Below are 24,256 nucleotides of genomic sequence, written 5' to 3'. Positions count from 1 at the left end.
CAAGTCTACATTAGACGCTTTTAGTTTAGCTAATACCACACAACTGTTTTTAGTTTCATCCCTGAGTCGAGGTGGTAGTTGTTTCGTTACTGTCCTTCATTCCGTGAAAGGTAGTAGAAATGCTTTTCGATGCCGCCTCGATTAGCTTCCTCCCGAAGTCTGTCACCTCCTCTGGCCTCGAAACCACTCCCTGGAAGGTACTCACTTCACGCCTGAGGGCCGAGTAGATCTCCGACGGATCCCTTCCCTCAATTAGATAATCCTGAAGTAGGGAACACAGATACGCAACGGCCCACACCTGCCTGGACTCCTCGTGGAGTAGCCCAGATCTGCCAATTACCTCCTCCAGTTGCCCTAAGCTTCGACGTAACTCCTGCTCCACCTGAGAACTCAATTCTCGGAGAGGTTCTCCACGCCTCAAGAAGAACGCGACTCTCCTGTCTGGATCTTCGAGGGTCTTCTTCGCCTCGACTATAACGAGGAGTCTGGATGAGAGGAACTGGGCTACAGGTTCCTTTGCCATGTCTAGGAGACTCGCTAGTTTCGGTCCCCTAAGTCTTTTCCAGAGCTCTACCATCTCGGCCTGATCGCCGACTAGGGTGACGCCATTGACAATTACCTTTCCTCCTTCCCACACCGCGTTGAGCTGGGGGTCGACCTTAACCCTGAGGATCTGCTCTCTGACCTTTCTGAACGTGGACCTCTTCTGACAAGTCGCGATTAGTTCCCCTCCCTCTATTTCCACTATACAGTCGTCCCCTTCCCTTCCTTCCACTGTGACCTTCATCTCGCCTCCGCCCTCGACTGCAGTTTGTTGTGAGCGGCCTCGAGAACCTCTAGCCCCACGACGCCCTTTACCCCGTACATTAAGAGGAGATCGTAGACGGAGCTCTCAGTTGACGTTAACATTACCTTTGTCGTTGAAAGTTTCCCCTTGAATCCGTCCCTCACAAGTTCCCTGAACGAACGCTCGACACTCTCCACTTGGTTCTTGTCCACCCTACCCGCGAGTGCCAAACTCTCCACTTCCTCTTCGAGGAATTGGACCGACCTAACGAAAGTGGAAGCCCTCATGGCGTTTAAGGGCGATCCGAACACTAAGTCAGATCCTCCTAGAACCCATGTCAAGGCGTAAGTACGCACTCCGAGCTTGGAGTTGAGTTGCATGAAGTCCCAGATTTCCTCGTAGGAGGACAATACCAGACTGGCCAGAGAACTCAGCAGTTCCATCCCGTTCACCACTCCCACTCCATGAACGTAACCCGTGGAGTCTTCGATGACGTCCCTCCTCACCAACAGCGCAGGAATCTGGGAACGGTCAAGCACGTTGAGGGTCAGGTATGAGGTGCTAAGCTCCAAGGTAGACGAGTCAGGAGTGGGTATCACAACAATGGCTGGGACGTCAATCAAGAGGGAGCCTACGGCGGGAGACAGCAGGTTCGTGGAGTCGAGTACGGCGAGTCTAGCTGGACTGGAGAAGAACTGCAGTCCATCTAAATACCTCCTCAAGGTCTCCTTGTATGACCTCTCGTAATCGTCGGCTAATCCACCCTTTACGAGGGGCAACGTCAGTGAGGAGTAAGAGACTTTTTCCTCTCCTATCCCTAGGTAACTCACGTGTTCGGCCCTGACGTTCCCACCCACTCCGACCAAAATGGCCTGTGACTTGGGAGGTGAAGGGAGGGAGAGCTTAACCTTCAGGACGTCTTCCATGGACGAGGCGAAGTCGAGGGGCGCACCACACAACTGACACTTCAGTCCTTCGGTGACGTGACCTTCAACGCACTTGCCCAACTGACATCACGCCCTTGAGTTCGTCCAAGGCTAGGTTGTTATGGGTGGCCGCGTAGATCCTCATGTAGAGAAACGCTGCGTCGTCTGTGAACGGCAGGTCCTTCAAGCTTACTTCTCCCTTCATTCCCATCATCTGGTCCATTATTTTCTCCGCCAACGAATAGTGGGCGAGTCTGAGCACGTTAAGCTCGTCCTCCTTGAGGAACTCCCTGTGTAACCTCAGCAACTCCGTCAACTCCCTGATCAGGTTGGTCACTTCCTCGATGCTCGGTCTCTCCTTTGACGCGTCCTTGAGTACCCTGTTGATCGCCTCCACCTCCTGGTTCACCTTGAACTGAATCCTAGCGACGTCCAACTTTACCCTAGATGCCATCTGGTTGATCCTTTCTACGTCCTCCCAGATCTTCTTCGTCAGATCGAACAACTTGGTCCGCATCTCCCGCAGCTTCCTACTGAGTTCCAGGGACCTCACGGGGGTGAAGTCCTTCGCCTCTTCGGCGAGCTTCTCGATCTCTTCCCCCTCCTCCGGGGAGGCCGTAGCCAGTAGTTTTGCTGCGTCTCTAAGCCTAGCGAGGGCTACACTGAGGTCAACCCGCTGAGCTTCCTCGAAGTTGAACCAGTAGTCCACAGCGACCTTCATTGCTTCATCGTACTGATAAGTGTCTAAGAGGGACTCGGGGGCAAGGCCCTGGACAAGGGCGATCTCCTCGCCCATGAGTGCATTGAATTCCTTGACGACCTCCCTGTACGTCGAGTATAGCTCCTTCAGAGAACGTCTCAGCTCCTCCACGAACTTCACATATACTTTTGATATGTCCTCCACCTTGGCCTCTGGGGAGATCTCGGCGGGAGAAGGTATACTCAGGCCTACCCCCAAGTTCCTCAGCGTGAGGTTCTGGGACTCCGAGAGTGAGTGGAGGTACGAAACGTCCCTGATAACCTTCTCCCTGACCCTTCCCTCAACACCAGAAACGTAGCTGAGGCAGTCGGTAGCCACTGGAGTCCACTTCAACAGCACTTCTAGACCCGAGCTCTCCACTTTTCCCTCCACAGAGGCGAGGAACTCGCTGCACTGCTCTGTCCGCCTAGACTCGTCGGACAAGTCGACTGAGGGGAGAGCTGAGGAGACCTCTGAGAGGACGCGACGTGCTTCTTCTAGGTTTCTTCTCAGTGACTCAAGTGACTCGACAAGTGAGTTCCTCACCCTCTCAACCTCCTCCAGCCTCTGAATCGCCAATTCCCTGCCTGAGAACGCTCCTCCCACCAATACCGCCCCCAAGAACATGGACCCTACATCCCTACTGTTGGTTAGGGAAGTGTAGTAGTCCCCGACGCTCGGACTGGAGAAGACCACTACCAACAACCAAAACACCGCAACCGCGACCACGCCGGTGATCGCCGGCATGAGGACGTCAAGCTTCCTCCTGAAGTCGTCGTCTAAGTATATTTTGTCTAGTCCATATTTAACTAAGTTCCCCACGCTTGCGGTAATAGCGAACGCCACACCCACTAGAGCTATGCCAATGAGTAGCCCGAGGGCCTGTGATATGGTCATACCCAACAGGACGTTGTGAGGGTAGATGAAGTTAGGGGGGAGCCCTCTGAGGAATACGTTCAGACTAGTTAAGTCGGGCCTGATGGTTGAGGAGAGAAAGGTTAGCCTAGAGAACACCTGAGGTGCCCCAGAAAGTGCGCCGGAGCTGTACCCTATGGCATTGTTTAGAAATATGAGGGGGGTGACGAGCGCGAAGAAGAGGTATCCAGTCGTACTCAACCTTGTAGGTAACCTAAGGAAGAGTGGTATGACTACCATAACGGGAGAAAGGAAATAGAGGGGAGTGAGCATCAGGGCTGCTGCCAACACGGCGGCGGAGAGAGGCAACGGATCCACGAGTCCCCCGAATACGGCAACTGAAGTGAACGTTAAGAGGGAGAGGTATATGAGGGAAGTGGTGAGGTAAGTCACGTTAAGGACAACTTGAGAGAGGTTCAAAGTGGCTAGGCCGAAGCCCAAGGATTGCCAGAGGAGAGCGAAGAAGACTATCGCGGCCTCCAAAGCCGCCGCTTTACCTAACCCCTTATAGAGCCCAAGTAGGAAGAGCCCAGCGGTATTATTACTGGTAGAGAGGAGGCCAAAGGGAGGAACTTGACCTCGAGGAGGTAAACGAAGGTGGAAATTGCCAAAAGTAGGTCCGCAGTAACTAAGTCGAACCTATCCCTGACGCTGGGCCTCCCTTTCACCCTCTCCACCCTGAAGCTGAGACACGAGCGCCTCCACGTCCTGCACCCCCTGCTCCAGCAAGAAACTCCTGTAGAGGTACCTGTCTCCCGGCCTCACCACCTGCGAGTCCCTCTGCATTGATGGGTACTTCTCTAGGTTTTCAGCCCTGCCCTTTGCGAAGAACACAGTTAAGGAAATGGTCCAAGGATCCACCTGGGGTATTTGTTTTATTGTAACCGCCTTACTCGCCTCAACGTTTATGTTGCCTGAGAGAACGTTCATGAGCCTCATCTGCAAGTCCATGTCCCACATGCCCTCAGGTAGACTCACAGTGACCCATATAACGTCCGTCCTGTAGTCGTTGTTGAATCCTACGTAGGAGGGAGTGCTGAAGACCTTCATGTGACTGCTCAGGATGTTCTTGAACCTCTCCATGTTCAGTATGTCCCTGAGGGTGCCTGGCTCTCTGAGTTCGGTTTCCCTTTCCTGAAGTATCATCTCCATTATCCTGACCCTCTCCTCCTCGCTCAACTCTACGATCTTCTCGTAGAACCTACTGGTCGAGGTGACGGAGGTGAGCAGCTTGTTCAGTTCCCTTTCCCTAGCGACCACTTGGGCGAGTTCCTTCCTATACGGTTTGGTCGCGTCTAACCTGTCCACGACTTGGGCCACTAAGTCGTTGTAAGTCTTAGCGAACTCCAACTCCCTTGAGGCGAGCTCGAGTTGCCCCTGTCTCTGATGCAGCTCTTCCTCAGTGGACTCCAAGTTTCTTTGTATCGGTTTCTTATTGGAAAATATTCCGAGTCCTTTCTTCAATTGCTTCCTGAACTCCTCAGCCTCGTTGGCCAACCTGTCTACCTCGCCCCGCAGGAAGTCCACCTCCCTCTGTTTGTTGGTGAGCCTCTCTTGGGCCGAGTTCCTCAATGTAGTCCTCACCTGTAAGACGACGTCGTCTATCAATTTCCCCTCGTTCTCTGGTTTGTGTGTCAACACCTGCATGAGCGGGTACAGTATCCTGAGCCTCTCGTTGACCTTCCCTAGCCTCTGCTTCGAACCCTCGTTTAGGGGCCTCTTGCTCAGCTCCTCAGCCAATATCCTTGTCCTGGTGTACAGTTGGAAGGCGGTGACTACGTTCCTTATGGAGGAAATGAAGTTAAGACTCGAATTCAGGGCCTCCATCTGGGACGGCGTGAAGTTCCTCCCGGCGGATATCCTCTCTTGGACGTCCTTCACGTCGACAACTGAGAGCTCCTCGTAGGTCGAGGATAAGTTCCTCACCTTATCGAGGTACCTATTGACGTCACTTACAACTGCCCCTTCGTTCGTATCATCGGGGAACCTTAGGCCCTTCACCACGTTGGCGAACTTCTCTACGTAGTAGGAGTAAAAGTCCCTCAGGCCGTTGAGCTCTTGCTTAAAGAGAGTCTCATACCTTCCCCCCTACTTATCACAGAGTCCAGCTCTCCCTCGAAGGTCTGAGGGTTGAACTGACCCTGAGACGCTAGGAACGTTTGGTATATCCACCTGAGCTCTTGAAACTCCGAGTCCAGTAACCTCCTCGCCCTCTCGAGTATCTCCGCCTTCTCCAGCATGAAGTCTCCGAGGAGTTTGAGGGTCTGCAATTGACCCTTTATGTAGGCGATGTACTGATCCAATGGGTAACTTATCTTCAGGAAACCTGCAGCGTGAACCCAGTTCCTGCCGAAGTCATTGTTAGTTCCGGTTCTACTCGTCAAGTCGGCCAAATCGAAGAACCTCATGGAGTATACCAAGTCAACTATCGCGTCGTCGAGGTCGGCCTTTGCCTCGATCAGTGTGCTCTTCAGGTTGTACACCGGGTCCAGTGAGAGGAAGAACAGGGCCGTGAAAGGATTCACATAGGTCCTCCCGAAGGTCTCCACCACCTTCGAGTTAAGCTCGTTGTTGAAGAGAAGCTCGAACTCCTGCAGGGCAGTGTAGGGCGATATTCCCCGGGCCACCGGATCGTCGGCAGAACTGGGCAGTACGACGAGGGCTATTATCGGAACCGCGCTCCCCAGTTTGACCCTCAGGTGTCTGGCCAGGTCCATCACCATTCCGCTGCCCGTACCTCCTCCCAGGCCGAAAACGATGAGCACTATGGGCTGCCTCACAGAGCGCTTCACCCTGTCCACGAAAAGGCTTAAAGCAGAGCTCAATTCGTTGTAGTAGTAGAAATTCAAGTTGTATATCGCCTTGCTCAGTGCCCTCATTCTCCCCACTCCACCCGCTAGGGGAGGTATCTGGATCATGCTACTTATCCACGGCCTATAGTTAGCGACCTTTATTCCCTCTCCCTCCAAGTATCCGTCTAGTTTGTTTAGAAACTCGAAGAGGGTGTTGGGGGAGTTGAACCTCACCTTGAGGGCCCTCAGGTAGAGCCTGTCCACAAGTATCCTTGCGTTGACCAATCTGTTCTTGGCATTCTCATAGGCCAAGTTGAGGGCTTCTAGGTCACCGTCCGCTACATCGATTGCCATGAGTGACAGGTTGGAGTCCTCCGATTCTAAGAGTTGTAGTAACCTGGGACTCTCTATTAGTCGCTGAATCAAGTTAGTACCGGTGCCACCAAGTCCTATTATGTGGACGTCTGAGTACTTCCCTACGCTCTTCTCGTTGACTTGGCTCATTCTTTCGCCTCCCTCAACTTCTTTGTCAACCTATCGACCTCTTCCGCCAATCGCTGATCGTAAGAAGAGAGGGTCGCCTTAAGGGAAGAGAGTTGATTGGCCGCGCTGGTTATGGCGGACTCCATGGCCGAGACACGAGACCTAGTTCTAGAGAACAAAACTAATGCTACGACCGCGACTACAGCTAGGGCCCCGGCCGCCCCGAAACCGGCGAAAAGGAGAGCGTCGCTGGGAGGTGAGGGAGGGGGCGGGAAATTACTCGAGTTTAGGAGCTCGAGCGTAGATATGGCCTGCGAGACGAGACCCTGTCCATAGAGCGACTGGGCCTGAGCCATCACGGCTTGGTAGGCTGGCGTGTAAAGGGAGTTAACCTTGTGTGAAGAAAGGAGGAGGGAGTCCTGCGTGTAGAGTTGCTGATACTGGAGTATCTGAGAGCTCACGAGGACGGGCGAGTAGTACCCGACGATGCTCGTCCCCGCAAGTACGGATATGACGTCCACACCGTAGAGGGGCCTCTGTATGACAACGCCTTGCTCGTTCCCTACGTACGTTATGTTATTCGGTACCGTAAAGACAGCGGCCAGCTCCAATGTGCCCTGGACCTGAGAGAAGCGAATCGCTGTGTGTGTGGGATCGAAGGTGGACACGTTGAAACCAGGATAGGAGGGGGAGAGGACGTACCAGAATTGACTCCCGTATAGCTCCATTGAAGGGTCTATGGAAACTACGTAGAAAGCTGATGGGTCGCTGAAAGGTACGTTGACGTCGAACGTGACGTTGTACGTGTCACCAGCCAGGAGTTGACTCGCGTTGGAAACTCGTTGTCCGGTTGTCTCGTCGTAAACAGACACTAGCTTTACCCAGTTAGAGGAAGACTGCCCCACAATTGCCGGAACTAAAGGCGAGAAGCACAACGAAATCGCCACAAGAAATAGAAACACTGCAAAGCTCCTAGCGTTAGAAGACATCATCAATGTCCCACCCTTGCAGAGTCTTTTTAAATATTGTGGAGCGATAATCGACGCCTCCTCACGCTCCGGTTGACTTCGTAAAGGAATTTCAATCTGCGGGAGGAACCTAGTTCCAGTAGTGGACGCGACCTCAATCTAGGGTAAACCCTCCGCGGAAGGTAAAATTGTTATTCTCCCATCAAAGTACAACTCTACCGTTGCGTAGCCTCACGTGAACGTAAGCGATCGACATTCCTATGAGGAGAGCGAGCGAAACCATGCCCACCAACGACCAGTCCACTACCCCGCCCATCCTAACGCTCACTATTCCGATCGAAAGTGAAGCGACGGAGACTAGGATCGAAGCCAATACTTCCCTACGATGAGAACCTGAGAACTGCAGCTTCCTCCTCCAAACTTCCCCTGTGAGGTAAAAGAGCACGAGTCCCCCCACGATGAGGGGGTGTCCGAGGAAGGCGTTGCCCAAGAACCTCAGGAGCCACCCTAGGAATCCGTAGTCGAGTCGCACTTGAGTGTACAAGGCCACGAACACCAACGAAGAGTAGAAGACACCCCAATCCATCAGCCTACTATTCCTGAAGGGGCCGTAAACCCTCAACCAAGGAACCACTCCCGACTCCCTGAGCCCGGGATCCGCTGTCTCCTGGACTAAGGTCACTGGATCCTCCAAATACCAACTTAACCCCCTCCGATTCACTACTTCCCCCTCTAAGGTGAGGTAAACTCCTGTGACCAGTCTAGTCAGGGGAAAGAAAGGTTCCACTCCCCTGTCAGTAGGGGAGGTGAGGAGGTCTAATCCTATGTGGCAGGCGGCCCCAAGGGCCAACCACGGATTTATCAAGTAGAGTCCTGCGACGAAGAAAACGTTGTGGAGGAGAGCCCTGTGGAGTTGAAACTTGGAGAAGAGCTTCCTCGTGGTGAAGACGTACTCCCTATCTAGATCTGGCAGTGCAGCCCCTATGCCAATCAAAACGGCCAGCTCTACGTGGTGGGTGAGTACCATTCCGAGGGATACAGCGAACAATATGTGGGTGTTCAGGTTCACGATCTGCACCACCGAGGTACTCATAAAAATTAAGAGAGGAGGGCTACGTTAAGTATTATCCCGAGCCCGAGGATTACGGAGGAGTAGATGTTGTAATAGAAGGCCCTGCCGAAGTCTCCCTTTCGCGAAGCAAAGTAGTACGCGGCCAACATCACAAGTCCATGAAGCACAGTTGCTGCGTAGGATATCGGCCCTAGGGAGTAGACCAAGTCTCCTCCCACGGCTAGGAGAACAGAGGAAAGCTGATTCAACCCAGCGAAAGTCAGGGCTCTTCCACCTAGGAGGACCGCGAAACTGTGCAACCCCATCTCCCTATCGAATTGCGCATCAGGAATGTGATTGTAGAGATCGAAACCCACAGCCCACAGTATCGTTGAAACTACGAAGAGCCACGGGACGTTTGAGACAACTTGGGTAAGTGTGTGGAACTTAAGACCGTCGCTAGCCACGGCTCCGCTGAACACTGCCAGTCCCTGTATTGCGGCCAGGTGGTAGTTAGCGAAGGAAGTGAACCTCTTCATGTACGGGTAACTTAATACCACAGCCCCCACCACGGGAGAGAAGATGAGGGTCCATTCATTGACCAAGTAGGCCGAAAGGAAGAAGCCAATCATCCCAACCAAGATCATGACCCAGGCCTCCCTCACTGTTATTGCGCCCGTGACTAAGGGCCTGGTCCTAGTCCGAGGGTTTGCCGCGTCTATCTCTCTATCGGCTAAGTTGTCCATGGTGATCCCTGCCATCCTCAAGAAGAATAGAGCCGATAGAATGAGGAGGAGGACTCTTATAGACGGTATACCCCTGATAGCTAGGAAGGCCCCCATGTAGGCCATTGGTAAACTGAAGAAGACTTGTTCTATTCTAAGGAACCGGAGTATGACGTAGGCCTTACCGCCCTTTCTGGCTCCCCTGGGTCCCATCCACTCATGACTGTGCAAGGGAATGGGACGGCTTAAATGTGTATTCTGGAAGGCCTTACAATCCAATGAAACTAAGATATCTAGGGACCTCTGCTTAACGGAATTTCTAGGGAAGACGCTGCTGAGACACTCGTTTCACCTCTTACGTCTTTCCATCTGCAGGTAGTAGTCGAACCCGTCAATGAGGGCCCTAACTGAGGCTTCCACCACGTTGGTCGACACTCCGGTTGTGCCCCACACTCTAATTCCGTCGGTGAATTGGGCCACCACTCGAACAACGCTCTCAGTGTTTCTTGCTCTACCAGGTAAGTGCACCTTGTAGTCCACCAACTTCACATCTTCGACAGATAGTCCGGCGTCTCTGAGGGCCTCCCTTAGAGCTTTGTCCACAGCGTTAACTGGACCGTTACCCTCTGCCACCGCCGGCTTTCCGTTAACTTTGACCACAGCGAGCGATAGGACACCGTCAGACATGACCTTCCAATAGTCAACCTCGAAGGACGGAACGTAAGTACCGAACTCCCTCATCATGATCAATATGGCCGAGGCTGCTGCCTGATCGAAACTGTACCCCTCCTTCTCCATGGACTTGACCCTCTCGAGAGCTGCCCTGAGTCTCTCGTCCTTCTTGTTCTTGGTGAGTCCCAACGCATCGGCGTAAGCCAACAGGTTCGAGGAACCGCTCAGCTCAGAGATTACCACCTTCCGAGAGTTTCCAACTAAAGAGGGGTCCACGTGTTCGTACGCCTTGGGATTCTTCATGACTGCGTCTGCGTGAACGCCGGCCTTGTGGGAGAACGCGTTATCCCCTACGTAGGGCTGAAAGGGGTTAGGCTGCTGGCCCAGTATGTCGTAGAGCTCTGCCGAGACCTCTCTCAACTTAGGAAGAGAACCATCCTTGAGGACTTTGAAACCCATTTTCAACGCTAGAGTGGGTATAACTTGAACCAGGTCGGCGTTCCCAGTCCTCTCACCGATCCCGTTAATGGTGCCCTGGACGTGCCTGGCTCCAGCGGCCACTCCCAGAAGCGTGTTGGCGACTGCGCAGCCGGCATCGTTGTGCATGTGAGTTCCGAGTTCTCCTTCGACTTTCTCCCTCACTTCCGTGGTCACTTTGAAGATCACGTGTGGGGGTGTGCCCCCGTTGGTGTCGGCGAGGACCAACGTATCAGCTCCCGCCTCCCTAGCCGTGTTAAGCACGGCGATGGCGTACGAGGGATCGTCGAGGTAACCTTGGTAGAAGTGTTCGGCGTCGAAAATCACCTCCAGTCCGTGGTCTTTCAAGTACCTGACGCTGTCGTATATCATTTCCAAGTTCTCTTGGTCCGTGACGTTAAGCACTTCCCTCACGTGGAGTCTCCAGGACTTGCCGAAGATCACACCCACCTCGGTGTCAGCGTCTAGAATCCCGTTGAGGCTCTGATCGGCGCTGGGTTTGACACCTTTCCTCCTCGTGCTACCGAAGGCTGCCACCTTGGACGAGAGTCCCAGTCCCTTAACTTCCTTGAAGAACTCGAAGTCCTTTGGATTCGAGGCTGGCCATCCGCCTTCTATGTAGTCTACTCCCAGCTGATCTAGGAGTTGAGCCACCTTCAACTTATCTTTCAAGGAAAAGGAGACGTTCACTCCCTGCGAGCCGTCTCGCAGGGTAGTGTCCAAAACCTTAACTGATTTCTAGTCCACCGGTCATGTTCGAAGTGCACTGGTTAATGGTAAATAAGTTTACCTCAAGGTTGTGTTGCGGGGAAGAGCGTTTCCTAACACGGTCATGGAAGAAATAGAGTTGGCCTAAGCGAGGAAGTGTCGCGAAGCGAACTCACCCCGTCGGTCAGGGTGGGGTGAGTTCACGAATAGACGTTTTCAAGGAAAAGTCTAGTTGTTTAATTTTTCCTAGTCCAAGAATGTACTTCTCGTGCCTCACCTAGCCGAGGTCGCTCCTTCGCTCTGGAATAACACGATCTCTTAGGCACGGACTCGAGGTGCGAGAGATTCTCGACCGGGAAACCACCGGCTTGAGGAGCGGTCGCTCGCCTGAGCTCAGAACACGGGTACTACGTCTTCCTCGCCTGACTCTTCCACTTCCTCTCCCGTCACGCCGAGTTCTGGTATGGCGGGCATCCTGACTCCGTACCTCTTGAGCGCCACTCCTACCTTAATCACTGCGTCTCTCCACGCCTTCTCCTTTTCCTCCAACGTCGGTATCCCTAGCCCCGCCTCTCTGGCCAATTCCTCCATCTGTTCGTGCACCTCCTGGAACCAAGGCGGCAGCTTCCAGAACTCCGAGGGCTTCTTGTAAGTGATGAGGGAGAGGAAGACGAATCCCGCCCTTATCTGCTTCGTCACCATCCTCTTCTCTTCGTCGGAAATCCTAGCAGCGGCGTCCGTGAGCACTAGATGAGTGAAGGCATAGTGTCTCGTCTCGTCGACCGCCGTGTTCTTGAATGCCTCCCTGAACTGATCCACTTTCGCGTTCTTGGCGGCTCCCGTGAACACAGTGGTGGCCGCGGCCTCGCCCATCATGAACGAAGTGAACAGGACGTCTATGCCGTACTTGGAGTAGGCCTTCAAGTATGCCTCCCAATACCTCGAGCCGTCGTATCAGGTCCAGAGAACGTTGAGCCTGGCCCGCTCCTCCAACTCGTCCCTAGGTTTGACGTAGGGAAAGCCAGGGAACACAGAGTCGATAGATCTGCCGCACACTAGGTTGTGCCTATTTTCGTCGTAAGTAATTGTCGTCAGTAGGGCAGAGATCGCGTTGTGGAGGTGTCTCTCGCTAGCCTTGACCACGGCGTGAGCGAACACCGGAGTGGCGTTGTCGAAGTTGGAGAGCATGGCCCACCAATAGGCTACAGCCAACCTCTCTCGCCTCTCTAGACCCGAGATCACTTCTCTCAGCCTCCCCCAATCTATCTCGTCCTCGTCTCACTGTTCCCTCTTGGCCCTCCTGTAAAGCTTCCACCCAGCCTGGTTGTCGAACTTCCACCTGAGGGGGTAAACGTTGAGTTCCGGAAAGGAGGGCTCCGAATTGTAATCAATAGTCATAATATACATGAAATTTGCGACATATATATAACTCTTGCAAGATCGCTCAGGTCGTCAGATCGAAACTACCGTGGTAACGAGGATGGGAACGATGAGAGTGAGGATCACGCCATTGACGGCGGCGCTCACTCCTGCCTCCGGGCCGAAGGTGGAGACGAAGACGGGTAACGTATCGTCCATTGTGGTGGCGCCTCCGAGGGCGAGGAGCCCCACCTCGTCCCTCCTCAGGGCCGGCACCAAGACGTAGGTCACCTGTTCCCTGAGGAAATTTACAAGGAACGCCACGACCCCGTAGTAAGGCGAGACGTAGGCGGCGATCGCCGGACCCGTGAAGCTGTACCACCCCATCCCCAGCGCTATCCCCAACGCCACGTTAAATCTCAGCCCCGTGAGGAACGAGAAGAGACCTGCTCCAACTGCCGAACCTAAGAGCGCCACCGCAGTGGACAGGAGGGCCCTGGCCCCTCCTGCTCGCACTGTCCTCAACGACAGTCCCCTCCACATAGAAATACCTACCACAACGGCGAGAACGTAGAGCTCACAGGTCACTACTGAGGAGTAGAGGGGGGTCCTAAACAGGATCCCGAAGACCCAACCCGCAACTAGGGCCGCTGGATACTGGAAGGGGAAGGAGGACTTCACCTCACCGAGGTTTCCCCTCCCACCCCTCAATAGAGCGCCAATACCCAGCGTGAGGAGAACCAACATCGCTGTGAAGGCCAGTGAGCGGAAAAGGAGCCCCTCCAGTTCCCTCACCACCACCTCCGTCGAAGCCCAAGCGCTCACCGTGAATACGAGAACTAAAACCACGGGAGTCATGAGCCTGGAGCCGTCTAGCTTCAGAGCTCTTCCAACGAACATGGAGGAAACGTATAGCCCTAGGAACAGCCAAGTATAGATCACATCAAAGCCTCCGCTATCGCGGATCTGACGATCTCGAACTCCTCGTCAGACATCTCCTTCCTAGGAACGAAGGAATTGAACCTCGGGGGTATCCCCTTTGACCACGTCGGTATGACGTGGAAGTGGAGGTGGAATATGACCTGTCCTGCACTCCTTCCAACGTTAGTGCCTATCCTGACTCCGTCGGCCCCCAGGCCTTTCATCACTCCCCTCGCTACCCTCCTTATGACCGGCTGGATGCCCATCAACACGTCCTCATCTGTCGACACGTAGTCCTGGAAGTGTCTGTTAGGCACAACCAAGGTGTGCCCAGGTGATATGGGGTACCTGTCCAAGAAGGCCGTGTAATCTGAGTCCCTGTAAACCACGAACGACTTGGCCTCTCCCCTCACTATGTCGCAGAAGAGACACACGAAGGATTTCAAACAAGGCCCTGGTTATAAATTCGGTTGTTCAGATTGACGTACTGTAGGTCGCATAGCGGTGAGTTGCACCCGCCCCGACGGAAGGGAAAAGCGACGAAGGACTCGTCATCTAGGGAGGGAAAGTTGGTCTGAACGCGCGTCGAGGAAAACCCCTTTTAGAGACTCTCCTCAGCCCCATTGAAGTTGTGATAGGATTGGCGAGGGAGTGCCAATGAGACAGTTCCTCGACTCCCCTAAGAACTAGGAGGCCGGAGGAATTCCTCAAGGGTTTAACTTTATTGACGTTTGAGGGGGTTAAAGTCCCTTCCCCGGGGAAGGTCCACCCGTAGAAACGTTTCGCTCGCGAAACGAGAGCGATCGCACCTCTCCCGTAAAGTTGGATACCTAGTGACCGCGGGGAACTCGGTGAAGGACGAAACTCGTAACCTCCCTTCCACACCGTTCCTCCTTCGCGGTGAGGGGACCTGGTTGGCTCAGGGAATGGGAAACCCAGGTCGCAAGGACGCCACGTCCGTCAGGGTGGGGGTAGTTAAAACCCTTCGAGGACGGCCTCTTATAGGGCACTCCCACCCTTTAACGCAGGAATGACACGCGGGAAGCCCTTACGGAACCCAGTCTAATACGCGTTAGGAGACTCAGTCGAGCACCGCCACCACTCTTGCAGGTGCTCCGTCGCCCTCTCTGACCTTTATGGGGAGGCAGTAGAGCTTGAACGTCTTCCCGACAAGTTGCGACAAGGAGTCAGCTAAGTTCTCGATTATGAGTACACCGTTGGACAGGAGGGTCCTGTGAGTCTCTGGCTCCCTGAACCTCGGCATCTCGACGCTCGGAGAGTCTATGCCAACTACCTTGAATCCCCTCTTCACGAGCTCCTTGGCGGCCTCGGGCTCCACGTAGCCGAAGGAATCCATCCTCCAGCCGGGCCTCCAATTCCTGTTAGTCCCGGTGTAGAACAGGACTATCTCCCCCTTGGGGGAACGTCAGTCACTTTCACTATTCCGTCCACTTTAATGGCGATGGCCGTTCCAGAGTAGGCCATAGGGTCTAACTGATCTAGGGAAGGTGCATCCTTGACGAAGTGAGCTGGAGCATCAACATGCGTTCCACTGTGGCTCCCCAGGTGGATCTCCTTGAGGTTGACTCCGTCCTTGTCGAGGCTCTTGAATTGCTTAACTGATGGTACCGGATCTCCTGGGTAATACGGCATCCCTTCCTCAACGGTTAGGGAAAGATCTAGAGCTCGAGCCATAGAGTTATGTGGAGTTACCCTGTTAAGAACGTTTGGGCCCCCTATCCCCCTAACGAATCCAGGATCCTCTTGGCCATCCTATAGTGGACGGCGTCCACTAGCCTGTCGTCGATCCTCAAAGCCCCCTTACCTTCCCTTGAACGTGACTCGTAGATATCAACCACTTTCTTGGCCCACCTCACCTCCTCCTCCGTGGGTGAGAACACCTTGTTGGCGACGTCCACTTGAACTGGGTGGATAACCTGTTTTCCAGAGTAACCCATGGACTTGGCGCTCTTACACTCGGACTCGAATCCGCTCAAGTCCCTGAGATCGAAGAAGACTCTGTCCAGAGGCTCCACCCCGTAGGCCCTAGCGGCTGCGACTACCGCAGTACGGATATACTGGTTTGTCCCCAGGACTGAAGGGTCTCCGTTCATGGAGAGGGCTAGGTCAGCCGAGCCGAAGGACACCGCGAACACACCTTCTTCTCTGACTATGTCCTGCACCTTGAGGAGCCCACGGGCAGTCTCGATCAGGGGCTCCACATCCTTCCCGGTGGCCCTATGCAGGGAAGATAGACCGTCTTCCGCCTCGGGAACTAAGAGGCAGGTGACCTTGTCTTGGGAGACCACCCATTTGACGTCATCGTAGTAGTGGAGCGTGTAAGTGGGGTTAACCCTGACGCAGACCCTCCTCTTCCCCCAGTCTAGCTCCGAAAACAGGGACGAGAGGAGATCCCTGGCCTTAGCTTTTTCGACGTTAGGAACCGCATCCTCCAGATCCAGTACTACAGAGTCTGCCGGGAGCTGAGTGGACTTCCTGATCATCTTCTCGTTGTTCCCAGGAACGTAGAGTTGGCTTCTCACAACGAAAAAATAGGCGGATAGGCTAAATAACCATCAACTTGAAAGCTTCTTAGTCAGCTCATAGAAGTTCTCGTAAGGGTGAATTGCGTGCACCTCCACGGTCACGGAGTGTCCCAGTTCCCTCACTATTGGCAACCCCTCCAGGAGTTCGTCCAGCTCCTCGTGGGACTCCACATCGACTACGGCCACCACCTCCCTCCTCCCGCTCACTTTATACAGTGCCTTCACCTTTCCCGTCTTAACGGCCGGCAAGGCAGCCTCAGCCTCCCTCCTCCAGACAGACATTAGCCCCCTCTGATCCAGGTTGTGGGGCTGAGAAATTTTGAACCAAAGAAGGAACAACATAGTTGAGTTGTGTTCTTAAGGTTAATATTAGTTTGCTTCGAGCCACATCAATATTCTCCCAGCGTTCCGTTCCTCCTAGCCAGCTCGAAGCACCAATGGTACACAGCGACGCCGAGAGGAAGGAGCACGACGTCGAAGAGGGCCAGGACTTCCACTATCCTCAAAACTGACGCCACGGAAGCTCCCAGAAGCAATGTGTCCCTGAGACCTTCGAGCGCCCAAGTTAAGGGGAGGGCGTAACTCACTAGTCTCACAGCGTACGGCAGGACGGTGACGGGAAAGACCGTTCCAGACATCAGGGAGGTGAAGGTGGAAAAGAAGAAAGATATGGGGTTTCCCGCCTTAACTACCACCGAGATTCCGCCAGCTATCATGGCGAGGCCGAGGGTAGACAGGATGAGCTCGCCCACTATGAGGAGGGTCATAGGGAGATCCGTTACTGCGTATCGTACCCCCAGTCCGAGTCCCGCCGCCAATATTACGATTGCGTTAACTGTGTTCAGTGTGAACCCCCAAAGCGCGGAGTAAAGGAGGAAGCCAGTCACGTTGAGGGGTGATAGTAGGTAGTACTCTATAGTCCCGTAGAGCTGCTCGTTCCTTATCCGTTGGCTCAGAGTGGTTATGACGGAGGACACGTAGCCCTGGAATGCTAGTCCCACCACAATGAAGGCCGTGTAGTTCGTGACTCCAGTTGAGGAGACCAACGTTCTCCCAAGGGATGTCCCAACGAAGTAGTATGTAAAGACTGGAAGGACCCAGCTCAATACGTTCAGCACCATTTGAGTCTTGTAGCTGTACCATATCTTGAAACCCCTTAGGTAGAGGAAAGCGTAGAGCCTAGCTCTCATTGACGTGTCCAGCCACCTCTCCTCCTGTTCTGGTAGAGCCTGACGTCCATTTTCCCTTCCCCCACTAGTGCAACGTAGACGTCCTCTAGGGACGTCTCTACCTTCCTCTTCCACTCCACATCCAAGTTCTCCAGCTCCTGTTGAGGTGCCCTGAGTATCAGGCTCCCGTCTCTTTCCTCCACGACGTACCTCCAGAGTTGCTCTGGGAGGGAGTTTCTAGAGACCGCCGCTTCCAGCATGGAGTACTTGGACTTCAAGGACGAAGGCGTGCCACTCTCCACTATCCTTCCTTCCTTTATGACGTAGATGTAGGAAGCTATCTCCTCTACGTCCTTCATGTAGTGGCTCGTGAACAGAACCGCTCTGTCCCTGCTTAGCTCTCTGACCAGTTCCCTCATCTTCCTGGCCGACACCACGTCTACCCCTAGAGTCGGTTCGTCCAATAGGAGCACAGATGGATCGTGTAGGAGGGCCCTAGCGAGGGCCAACCTCCTCATCATCCCGAGGCTGTACTTCATCACTTGCACATCACCCCACTCATCTAGGCCGACTATAGAGATCAATTCCCTAGCCCTTGACTTCGCTTCGGAGAGGGATAGATCGTAGAGAGAGGCGTAGAAGACCAAGTTCTCGAACCCGGTGAGTCTGAAGTAGAAAACCCTGTCACTCACCGTCATTAATCCGATCTGTCTCCTGACTTCTCTAGCTTTCCTCCTGACGCTGAGTCCGTTCACCAGCACGTCACCAGTAGTTGGCTCCACGAGCGTGGCGATCACCTTTATTAGTGTCGTCTTCCCTGCTCCGTTGGGACCTATTACCGCCACCGCCGAACCATCCACTTTCAAATTCACGTCCCTGAGGGCCCACAAGGAACTTCCCTTAGTTCTGAATTCCTTGGACACATCCAGAACTTCGATCGAGTGCGACCTAGGTCACCCCCAAGAAAACAACGGGTTCACGAATTACTACTTGCTGATGTATTTTAACCGTATTGTTTAGCGTCAACAGACAACTTAGTGGAGTCCTATATTCTTGCTCCATCCCCGCAGTCTAGCGTTCCCTTCCAGAGTTCAGTGGGTTCTGGTTTTAGGTCTCAGTTAGATCGTCGGGTGCCGAGATACACGTATCGAGTGGTGGTTCTCCCAGAATCTTGATTTAGTTTAGGAGACGAGCCTCTCTATGAATCCCTTCCTCAAATCTAGCCCAGGCCTCAGCGTCGCTGAAAAGATTTTCAAGGGACGTTTATATCACCTTATCCTCTAGAAAGGAGAGGCTTTGGATCTTTTCCAATGCCTCCTAGCTCTGGAAGGGTTTCCCCCTTCTAGGGTTGATCTTTCCCACCGTGGGTTCGGGATACATCTCTGGAGGGAACGGTAGGGGACGCCGGAGCTCCCCCTACGAAAGGAGGGATCCTCGTCGAGTACCTCAAGATCCCATGGAAGGAAAGAACCATAGTGATACTCCGTGAACTACCCCGCCATCACGGACGGGGCGTCCTCGCGGTGAGTCCCGCACCTCGGAGGAACCTCGATCTCCTTACGTAGCGGAGGTTCAGTGGAACCTTTCTGTGAACAGTACGGAAGGGGGATCGCGGAGGGTTTCCTCTCCACGGGCGTGAGTTCCCCCAGTCCAGAGGGTGCGACCCAGCTCTTTCAGTTAGGTCTAGAAGACGTTGGAGCTTCATTAACGTTTTTATAAGAGGGTATCAGTCCTCACGGAAGGGGACCCCCTTAACCCCCATAGGGTTAAATCTCAGTTTCGTCGAATCCTCGATCCAGCTGAGGAGGGTCGATAGCGTCGATAAGAATAGCACGTGGAAAACAAGTATTCGTATGAGAGTCCCGACAGAAGGCTTTTCAGCCCACTCAACCCCCTCTTTTGTAGGCGGAAAGCCAAAGGAAAACGATCGACAGGATCACGATCGCCGCCGCCAGATACAGTGGTTCCCTCAACTGAGGCTTCGCAGAGACGGCGAAACTCATGGGGAGAGCTAGGTAAGGGAAGACGAACGGCCTAGCATCGACTTTCAGGTTTCTCGTCCTCGAGATCCGGAGAGCGAGCAAGGAGACGATGAACCATCCAACGTAGTTCGTCCAAGGTACCCCGAACCATGTCGGTCCAACTACCCTTCTCCAACTCCAGAAGCCGGCAGACACCATGACGGGATCCACCGAGAGGTCCAAGAGGGTGGCCAGGAGCGCTCCCACAATCCAACTCTGCCTCTCCACGCCCGCTGAGGCTAAGTAAGAGGTCAACAGGAACACGGACCATGCGTCGACCACAGGGAGAGGTACGCCTAGGACCGCGAGGTGGGTGAAGGGTGAATTGTAGTGATAGGGCCCGAAGGGAACTCCAGTCCTAGTTCCGGCCAATTCAGCTAGGAAGCCCACCAAAGCGGCAGTGACAGGAACCTTCCACAACCTCCTATCGACGGTACACACTAGAACAACCGCCAGTGGGCCGAGCACGAGGAAGGCCGGTAGGGAAGTCACTTCGCCTACCGCGAGCACGGAAGCCGCGAGAATTTCCCTCTTCACGGACGACAGTTTGACGATTTGACTAATAGGTAGAGCTCTTCAGAAAACTGATTTTAACCCAGCAACAGACAAGGCAGACGTGAAGTGGTACGTCGTCGCGGCGATCGTCCTAGTGGCACTGGCCCTAGTGGCCTTCGCTTACTTAAGGGAACCCTCGAAACTCATCCAGCTCCAAGTCCCTCAGCTTTCCCAGATAAACTCTGTTCAGAACCTAGGTGGGGGGAGGCTCCTCCTAGGTGGAGTAGTGATAGATGGCTCACAGTCGATCGGGTTAGCAGGGATATATTACGTGAGTAATCACTCCTTCGTTCCTCTGCCTGTTTCCATCCCCAACGGGTCCATTTACGATGTTTCGTTCAACGGCTCAACGTACATGATAGCGGGAGCCCAGTACACCAACTCTTCGCTAAACTCCAGGGTATTCTTATTGTCCGCTGGAAAGCTGATAAACCTCACCAGTCTACTACCAAGTTTCTACCAGGTTGGGCAGGCTTACTTCGCCGAGCCCTACGGCGAAGGGTGGCTGATAGGTGGCACGGCCTTCACCTTCGGGTTCAATCAGAGGGGACTCCAGTACCCGTTCCTTTTGATCTACAACGGAACCTTAGTGGATCTCACGCCGAAGTTACCCGAGCCATTTAGACCGCTGGGGGCCGCTGACACCTTGGACGCGCTATCGACGTCCGGAGAAGAGTTCCTGGTGGGAGGAGGAAATATCAACGCTACCCTCGCTACCTTCGACGGCAACTTCGTTAACATCTCCCTAGGATTCCCAGGAGTGATCTTGGCCTCGGCTGCCACTCCAGGAGGTTGGATGGTGGGAGGAGTGAAGTTCGGAAATCAAGGTGGGAGCTTAGTGCTCTACACATACTTAGCTACGGTGAACTCGAGCGGAGTGGAGCCTGTTAAACTGACCTACGAACTGGGTTTCGTAACGGCGCTCGGGTACGGCCAGGGCACTTACGCGGTGGCGCTCAGGGTACCTTTCAACTCCCCCACGTCATCACCTCGTGAGGGGGCCGTCCTACTAGTGGGACATTCCCTGACACGAATGAGGACTGTGTTCACGGCCGTCAACTCCTCCATAACGGACGTGCAGGTAAGTGGGGGTACTGTCTACGCCTCAGGTTACTCCACACAAACTGGGACGAGAACCGCCTTCCTTTTGATTTACCCCTAACTTCCTCCTCGCCCTGGAAGGAAGAGGGTTCATCGACTTATGGAACTTAGCTCCGTGTGAAATTTGATACAGGTGTTGACAATATTTAATCATTTGTTACAATATAAAGCATTATGAAACTTAAACATTTAAAGGATAGTGAAAAACGACCTGGGCCGTGTCAGCAAGAGAGCCTAACTCGGGGGAGCCGAAGGCCCTTAAGAAGGAGATCGGACTGGGGGGTCTATTGGTCATCGGTTTGTCGAGTGCGGTAGCCACTGCGATATTCTTCACTGACCTCCTCCCCGCCCTAAAGGGCGAGGGTTCCCTTAGGCGGATCATAGGTTTGTGGTTTACCGCCTTCACTTTCATCACTTCATAGCTAGTGGGTGTGTATAACACCCACCCCGCTCTGTTCATCCAGCGGTAGACCGCGGGCTGGGCCTTCAGCCCGTTACCCCTATCCCTCACCGTGGGGAGCCCTCCACCCACGGTTCTTAGGGACTCAGGGATGTGTAGAGCCCTTGTCGGGCATCCCCTTACGGGGACACGTTTTATTCTACAAAAAATTTAAACATTCGGAGATTTTAAGCTTTACCCCGCCCCTAGAAGGGGCGAGGCTTGTCCTCTTTTTTGTCAATTCTATTCGGAATACTCTTCAAAGCTAAGGAGGGTCTACTGGATTCGCTTTGGTATGTAGCTTACATAGCGTTCCTGACGGTCATGGTCTACCTGGGAAGCGACGGGGCCCTCAACGTCACACCGTACTACTGGGCGACAGCGATAGTGGCTATCATCTCGGCGGCGGTTTTCTATCCTCATTGGAATATTGTCTGGACTAAGACAGAGGAACTACGAGGTTCACGAGAGCGACGTCCCCAAGCAGAGGGAGTGAACGTTTTTACCCGTCGCCTTGAAGGTAAGATGTGAACGTGATCCTGGAGGTCACTAACGCAGTGGGGATAGTGGCGTTCGCTGTTGCGGGCGCCACCAAGGCAGTCGAAAAGAGGATGGATCTGCTGGGCGCGCTCGTCCTCGGGTTCTCCTCTGCCCTGGCCGGCGGAATAATCGCGGACGTTTTGCTAGGGAGAACTCCCCCCACCAACCTCACCTACATCCCCTACCCCGCCCTAGCCTTAGCAGCGAGCGTCTTGGCCTTTTACTTTCACAAGGAAATAGAGAAGCTGAGGACGCCGCTACTTTACGCCGACGCCGTAGGTTTAGGAGCTTTCTCATCATCGGGAGCATCGCTAGCTTACTCCACCAGCCCAAATCCATTGTTGGTAATTATGGTGGGCACGCTCACCGCAGTGGGAGGAGGAGCGCTCAGGGACATCCTCGCCAACGAAATTCCCTCTGTTCTGGTGAGGGAGTTCTACGCCGTTGACAACAGTTTCCGATAAACCGTAAAGTTTATATTATTTCATCATAAACTATTATACAATGCTAAGGCCTAAGGAAGTCTGCCAACGCTTAGGGATATCCTATGCGACGCTTAGAGAATACGTAAAGAAGGGTTACATCAAACCAGTAGTACTGGAGACTGGAAAGTGGAGGTTCAGAGAGGAGGACGTAGAGAAGTTGATGGGGATCGTTAGGAAGAGGAAAGTAGTATTATACGCTAGGGTATCATCAAGCACACAGAAGGACGAGTTGGTAAACCAAGTTAAATACCTAGAGGAGAACGTTAAGGATTACGACCAGGTAATAACTGACGTAGGTTCTGGACTAAACGTGAAGAGGAGGGGATTCCTCAAGTTATTGAGGATGATACTAGACAACGAAGTATCAAAGGTAGTCATAGCTTACCCAGACAGACTGGTAAGATTCGGCTTGGAGATAATTGAGGAGGTATGCAAAGCACACAACTGTGAGATAGTCGTTCTTAATAAGGAGGACGAAACACCCGAGCAGGAACTGATGGAAGACCTGATCTCCATACTGGTATCGTTCAGTGGAAAACTGTACGGAATGGGGAGTCATGGGTACGAGAAGGTGAGGAAGTGCGTCGAAGAGCTCAAGGCTTAAATCGTTTCAGCCAGAGGAGGAGTACGTTTACCTAACTTACTCCGTAAAGAATGATAGGAAGGAGGAGAGCAGAGTATTATTAGAAAACTACAAAGTCCTACTACAGAAAGCATTAGACTGGTTATGGGAGAGGGTGAAAGTTGAGAGGAAAGAAGTGAAGAAAGGCGAGAAAGCCACGAACGTCAAAGTAACCTTGCCTAAGAAAAAGGAGGTGTACAAGACGTTGAGGGACGAGCTTGAGGAGATCAACGTACTAGCTTCCCACTACGTTGACGAGGCAATAAACGACGCTTACTCTACACTGAAGAGTTGGAGGAGGAGGGCCGAGAAGGGACGATCGTTGAGGAAACCTAGACTGAAGAGGGTTTACGTTAGGGTGAAGTCGACGCTTAGGAAGGTTGAGGGTGAGAGCGTAAGGATTACTGTGAGACCTTACGAGTACATTACATTCTCATGGTCTCACACGTGGTTCTCCAAGAGGGTTAAATGGCTAGAATTAGGTGAACCCATAATCAAGGAGGACGAGGTCTACCTACCCTTCCGTTATAAACTATCATGGAGTAGTCCTATCGATTTCATTTCAATTGACAGTAACTTATACACACTGGACGCTTATGATGGAGAGAAGTTCGTTACAATCTCTCTTAAGGAGTTATACAGTCTGAAGTATGGTATGCAGCTGAAGAGGAGTAAAATACAATCGTTCACTTCTAAGCACAGTAAGAAAGGGAAAGTGTTGATGGAGAAGTATTCTCATCGTGAAAAGAACCGTGTACTAGATTACGTTCACAAGTTCGTGAACAGTTTACTGGAAATGTATCCCTTGACTGCGTTCGCAGTTGAGAAGTTAAACAAGCAATCAATGTTTAGAGATGCTAACGATTCCCTTTCTAAGAAGATTTCAAAGACTGTATGGAGGTCAATTCATCGCGTTCTAAAATACAAGGCTCCCATTTATGGTTCCTTCGTTAAGGAGGTGAGCCCGTACCTCACGTCTAAGTCCTGCCCCAGATGTGGATGGGTTTCCCGAAAGGTCGGCAGGACTTTCAGGTGTGAGAGGTGCGGGTTCACCCTAGACAGACAACTAAACGCATCACTGAATATCTACCTCAGGATGTGCGGGTTTCCCCACGTCCGTGAAATACCGCGGGTGTGGGTCGGGGTTACCCCGCTAAAGGGGCGGAGGGGTGTGAACGGGTTATCCCGGGACTCTGGTGAAGCCCAAGGGCTGAGGATTGATATTAAATATTACGAAATCCTATGAAGCCCAAAC

General features: G+C 53.2%; 24 protein-coding genes and 2 pseudogenes. 5 read left to right on the top strand and 21 right to left on the bottom strand.

Annotated features, from left to right (window positions below; translation table 11 throughout):
• Window positions 1–55: 55 nt before the first annotated feature.
• The 20 genes and pseudogenes from HS1genome_RS07725 to HS1genome_RS07635 form a co-directional block, all read right to left on the bottom strand.
• Window positions 56–787 carry a hypothetical protein gene (locus HS1genome_RS07725; protein ID WP_126450281.1) on the bottom strand — a complete coding sequence of 244 codons (732 nt, stop codon included), beginning with the start codon at window positions 785–787 and terminating at the stop codon, window positions 56–58.
• Window positions 784–1,794 (bottom strand): hypothetical protein, encoded by a 1,011-nt coding sequence (locus HS1genome_RS07720; RefSeq protein ID WP_126450280.1) that lies wholly within the window; start codon window positions 1,792–1,794, stop codon window positions 784–786. Before HS1genome_RS07720 ends, HS1genome_RS07725 begins: the two co-directional genes overlap by 4 nt.
• Window positions 1,778–3,850 (bottom strand): hypothetical protein, encoded by a 2,073-nt coding sequence (locus HS1genome_RS07715; RefSeq protein WP_126450279.1) that lies wholly within the window; start codon window positions 3,848–3,850, stop codon window positions 1,778–1,780. Before HS1genome_RS07715 ends, HS1genome_RS07720 begins: the two co-directional genes overlap by 17 nt.
• A 14-nt stretch (window positions 3,851–3,864) precedes the next feature.
• Window positions 3,865–4,035, bottom strand: coding sequence for a hypothetical protein (locus HS1genome_RS12030; RefSeq protein WP_158613745.1), 171 nt, complete (start codon window positions 4,033–4,035; stop codon window positions 3,865–3,867).
• A complete protein-coding gene (locus HS1genome_RS07710) occupies window positions 4,007–5,368 on the bottom strand; it encodes a hypothetical protein (RefSeq protein ID WP_126450278.1) in 1,362 nt (453 codons plus the stop codon). Before HS1genome_RS07710 ends, HS1genome_RS12030 begins: the two co-directional genes overlap by 29 nt.
• Before the next feature lie 41 nt (window positions 5,369–5,409).
• Window positions 5,410–6,663, bottom strand: a complete 1,254-nt coding sequence (locus tag HS1genome_RS07705) for a tubulin-like doman-containing protein (RefSeq protein WP_126450277.1) — start codon at window positions 6,661–6,663, stop codon at window positions 5,410–5,412.
• Window positions 6,660–7,634, bottom strand: coding sequence for a hypothetical protein (locus tag HS1genome_RS07700; protein WP_126450276.1), 975 nt, complete (start codon window positions 7,632–7,634; stop codon window positions 6,660–6,662). The genes HS1genome_RS07705 and HS1genome_RS07700 overlap by 4 nt, the downstream gene beginning before the upstream one ends.
• A 178-nt stretch (window positions 7,635–7,812) precedes the next feature.
• On the bottom strand, window positions 7,813–8,703 hold the full coding sequence (locus HS1genome_RS07695) for a metal-dependent hydrolase (protein ID WP_229768236.1): 891 nt from the start codon (window positions 8,701–8,703) through the stop codon (window positions 7,813–7,815).
• Between the two features lie 5 nt (window positions 8,704–8,708).
• Complete coding sequence (locus HS1genome_RS07690) at window positions 8,709–9,599, bottom strand: 4-hydroxybenzoate octaprenyltransferase (RefSeq protein WP_126451373.1); 891 nt, start codon at window positions 9,597–9,599, stop codon at window positions 8,709–8,711.
• A gap of 135 nt (window positions 9,600–9,734) precedes the next feature.
• Window positions 9,735–11,258 (bottom strand): citramalate synthase, encoded by a 1,524-nt coding sequence (cimA, locus tag HS1genome_RS07685; RefSeq protein WP_126450275.1) that lies wholly within the window; start codon window positions 11,256–11,258, stop codon window positions 9,735–9,737.
• A gap of 378 nt (window positions 11,259–11,636) precedes the next feature.
• Window positions 11,637–12,641, bottom strand: a pseudogene (locus tag HS1genome_RS07680) (aminobenzoate oxygenase).
• Window positions 12,642–12,695: 54 nt separating this feature from the next.
• Window positions 12,696–13,544: a LysO family transporter gene (locus HS1genome_RS07675; protein ID WP_126450274.1), complete on the bottom strand. Its 849-nt coding sequence runs from the start codon at window positions 13,542–13,544 to the stop codon at window positions 12,696–12,698.
• The gene (locus HS1genome_RS07670; RefSeq protein WP_126450273.1) at window positions 13,541–13,969 is read right to left on the bottom strand and encodes an HIT family protein; all 429 of its coding nucleotides are present in this window, start codon (window positions 13,967–13,969) and stop codon (window positions 13,541–13,543) included. The genes HS1genome_RS07675 and HS1genome_RS07670 overlap by 4 nt, the downstream gene beginning before the upstream one ends.
• A gap of 635 nt (window positions 13,970–14,604) precedes the next feature.
• The gene (locus HS1genome_RS13040; protein ID WP_269470941.1) at window positions 14,605–14,925 is read right to left on the bottom strand and encodes a cyclase family protein; all 321 of its coding nucleotides are present in this window, start codon (window positions 14,923–14,925) and stop codon (window positions 14,605–14,607) included.
• Window positions 14,926–14,927: 2 nt separating this feature from the next.
• Entirely contained in the window at window positions 14,928–15,218 is a 291-nt protein-coding gene (locus HS1genome_RS13035; protein ID WP_126450271.1) for a cyclase family protein, read from the bottom strand.
• 41 nt (window positions 15,219–15,259) lie between these two features.
• The gene (locus tag HS1genome_RS07655; protein ID WP_229768237.1) at window positions 15,260–16,066 is read right to left on the bottom strand and encodes an HpcH/HpaI aldolase/citrate lyase family protein; all 807 of its coding nucleotides are present in this window, start codon (window positions 16,064–16,066) and stop codon (window positions 15,260–15,262) included.
• Between the two features lie 33 nt (window positions 16,067–16,099).
• Window positions 16,100–16,411, bottom strand: coding sequence for a muconolactone Delta-isomerase family protein (locus HS1genome_RS07650; RefSeq protein ID WP_126450270.1), 312 nt, complete (start codon window positions 16,409–16,411; stop codon window positions 16,100–16,102).
• Window positions 16,412–16,458: 47 nt separating this feature from the next.
• Complete coding sequence (locus HS1genome_RS07645) at window positions 16,459–17,259, bottom strand: ABC transporter permease (RefSeq protein WP_126450269.1); 801 nt, start codon at window positions 17,257–17,259, stop codon at window positions 16,459–16,461.
• Entirely contained in the window at window positions 17,256–18,161 is a 906-nt protein-coding gene (locus tag HS1genome_RS07640; RefSeq protein ID WP_229768238.1) for an ABC transporter ATP-binding protein, read from the bottom strand. The genes HS1genome_RS07645 and HS1genome_RS07640 overlap by 4 nt, the downstream gene beginning before the upstream one ends.
• Before the next feature lie 963 nt (window positions 18,162–19,124).
• A complete protein-coding gene (locus HS1genome_RS07635) occupies window positions 19,125–19,796 on the bottom strand; it encodes a carotenoid biosynthesis protein (RefSeq protein WP_158613744.1) in 672 nt (223 codons plus the stop codon).
• Window positions 19,797–19,875: 79 nt separating this feature from the next.
• Between HS1genome_RS07635 and HS1genome_RS07630 the strand changes: the two genes are divergently transcribed.
• Window positions 19,876–20,976, top strand: a complete 1,101-nt coding sequence (locus tag HS1genome_RS07630) for a hypothetical protein (RefSeq protein WP_126450266.1) — start codon at window positions 19,876–19,878, stop codon at window positions 20,974–20,976.
• A gap of 120 nt (window positions 20,977–21,096) precedes the next feature.
• On the opposite strand, the gene HS1genome_RS12710 is transcribed toward HS1genome_RS07630, so the two are convergent.
• Entirely contained in the window at window positions 21,097–21,426 is a 330-nt protein-coding gene (locus tag HS1genome_RS12710) for a hypothetical protein (protein WP_232018742.1), read from the bottom strand.
• Window positions 21,427–21,576: 150 nt separating this feature from the next.
• Here HS1genome_RS12710 and HS1genome_RS07620 point away from each other — a divergent pair, with 150 nt between their 5' ends.
• From HS1genome_RS07620 to HS1genome_RS07605, 4 genes and pseudogenes are all read left to right on the top strand, one after another.
• Entirely contained in the window at window positions 21,577–21,885 is a 309-nt protein-coding gene (locus HS1genome_RS07620; protein WP_126450265.1) for a hypothetical protein, read from the top strand.
• The gene (locus tag HS1genome_RS07615; protein ID WP_126450264.1) at window positions 21,882–22,358 is read left to right on the top strand and encodes a trimeric intracellular cation channel family protein; all 477 of its coding nucleotides are present in this window, start codon (window positions 21,882–21,884) and stop codon (window positions 22,356–22,358) included. The genes HS1genome_RS07620 and HS1genome_RS07615 overlap by 4 nt, the downstream gene beginning before the upstream one ends.
• A 40-nt stretch (window positions 22,359–22,398) precedes the next feature.
• Window positions 22,399–22,983, top strand: coding sequence for an IS607 family transposase (locus tag HS1genome_RS07610; RefSeq protein WP_126450263.1), 585 nt, complete (start codon window positions 22,399–22,401; stop codon window positions 22,981–22,983).
• Window positions 22,967–24,247: pseudogene (locus tag HS1genome_RS07605) on the top strand (RNA-guided endonuclease InsQ/TnpB family protein); the annotation flags it as partial. The gene HS1genome_RS07610 and the pseudogene HS1genome_RS07605, both read left to right, overlap by 17 nt.
• Window positions 24,248–24,256: the final 9 nt, after the last annotated feature.

This window comes from Sulfodiicoccus acidiphilus (genome assembly GCF_003967175.1).
GTDB lineage: Archaea > Thermoproteota > Thermoprotei_A > Sulfolobales > Sulfolobaceae > Sulfodiicoccus > Sulfodiicoccus acidiphilus.
The sequence above is the reverse complement of the archived record's forward strand: the minus strand, read 5'-3'. Positions and strand labels throughout refer to the sequence as shown.

Bases quoted from the DNA above. Each gene is read 5' to 3' on its own strand.
- HS1genome_RS07725 (WP_126450281.1), bottom strand. From the start codon at position 787: ATGAAGGTCACAGTGGAAGGAAGGGAAGGGGACGACTGTATAGTGGAA.
- HS1genome_RS07705 (WP_126450277.1), bottom strand. From the start codon at position 6,663: ATGAGCCAAGTCAACGAGAAGAGCGTAGGGAAGTACTCAGACGTCCAC.
- HS1genome_RS07700 (WP_126450276.1), bottom strand. From the start codon at position 7,634: ATGATGTCTTCTAACGCTAGGAGCTTTGCAGTGTTTCTATTTCTTGTG.
- HS1genome_RS07695 (WP_229768236.1), bottom strand. From the start codon at position 8,703: ATGAGTACCTCGGTGGTGCAGATCGTGAACCTGAACACCCACATATTG.
- HS1genome_RS07690 (WP_126451373.1), bottom strand. From the start codon at position 9,599: ATGGGACCCAGGGGAGCCAGAAAGGGCGGTAAGGCCTACGTCATACTC.
- HS1genome_RS13035 (WP_126450271.1), bottom strand. From the start codon at position 15,218: ATGGCTCGAGCTCTAGATCTTTCCCTAACCGTTGAGGAAGGGATGCCG.
- HS1genome_RS07650 (WP_126450270.1), bottom strand. From the start codon at position 16,411: ATGTTGTTCCTTCTTTGGTTCAAAATTTCTCAGCCCCACAACCTGGAT.
- HS1genome_RS07645 (WP_126450269.1), bottom strand. From the start codon at position 17,259: ATGAGAGCTAGGCTCTACGCTTTCCTCTACCTAAGGGGTTTCAAGATA.
- HS1genome_RS07610 (WP_126450263.1), top strand. From the start codon at position 22,399: ATGCTAAGGCCTAAGGAAGTCTGCCAACGCTTAGGGATATCCTATGCG.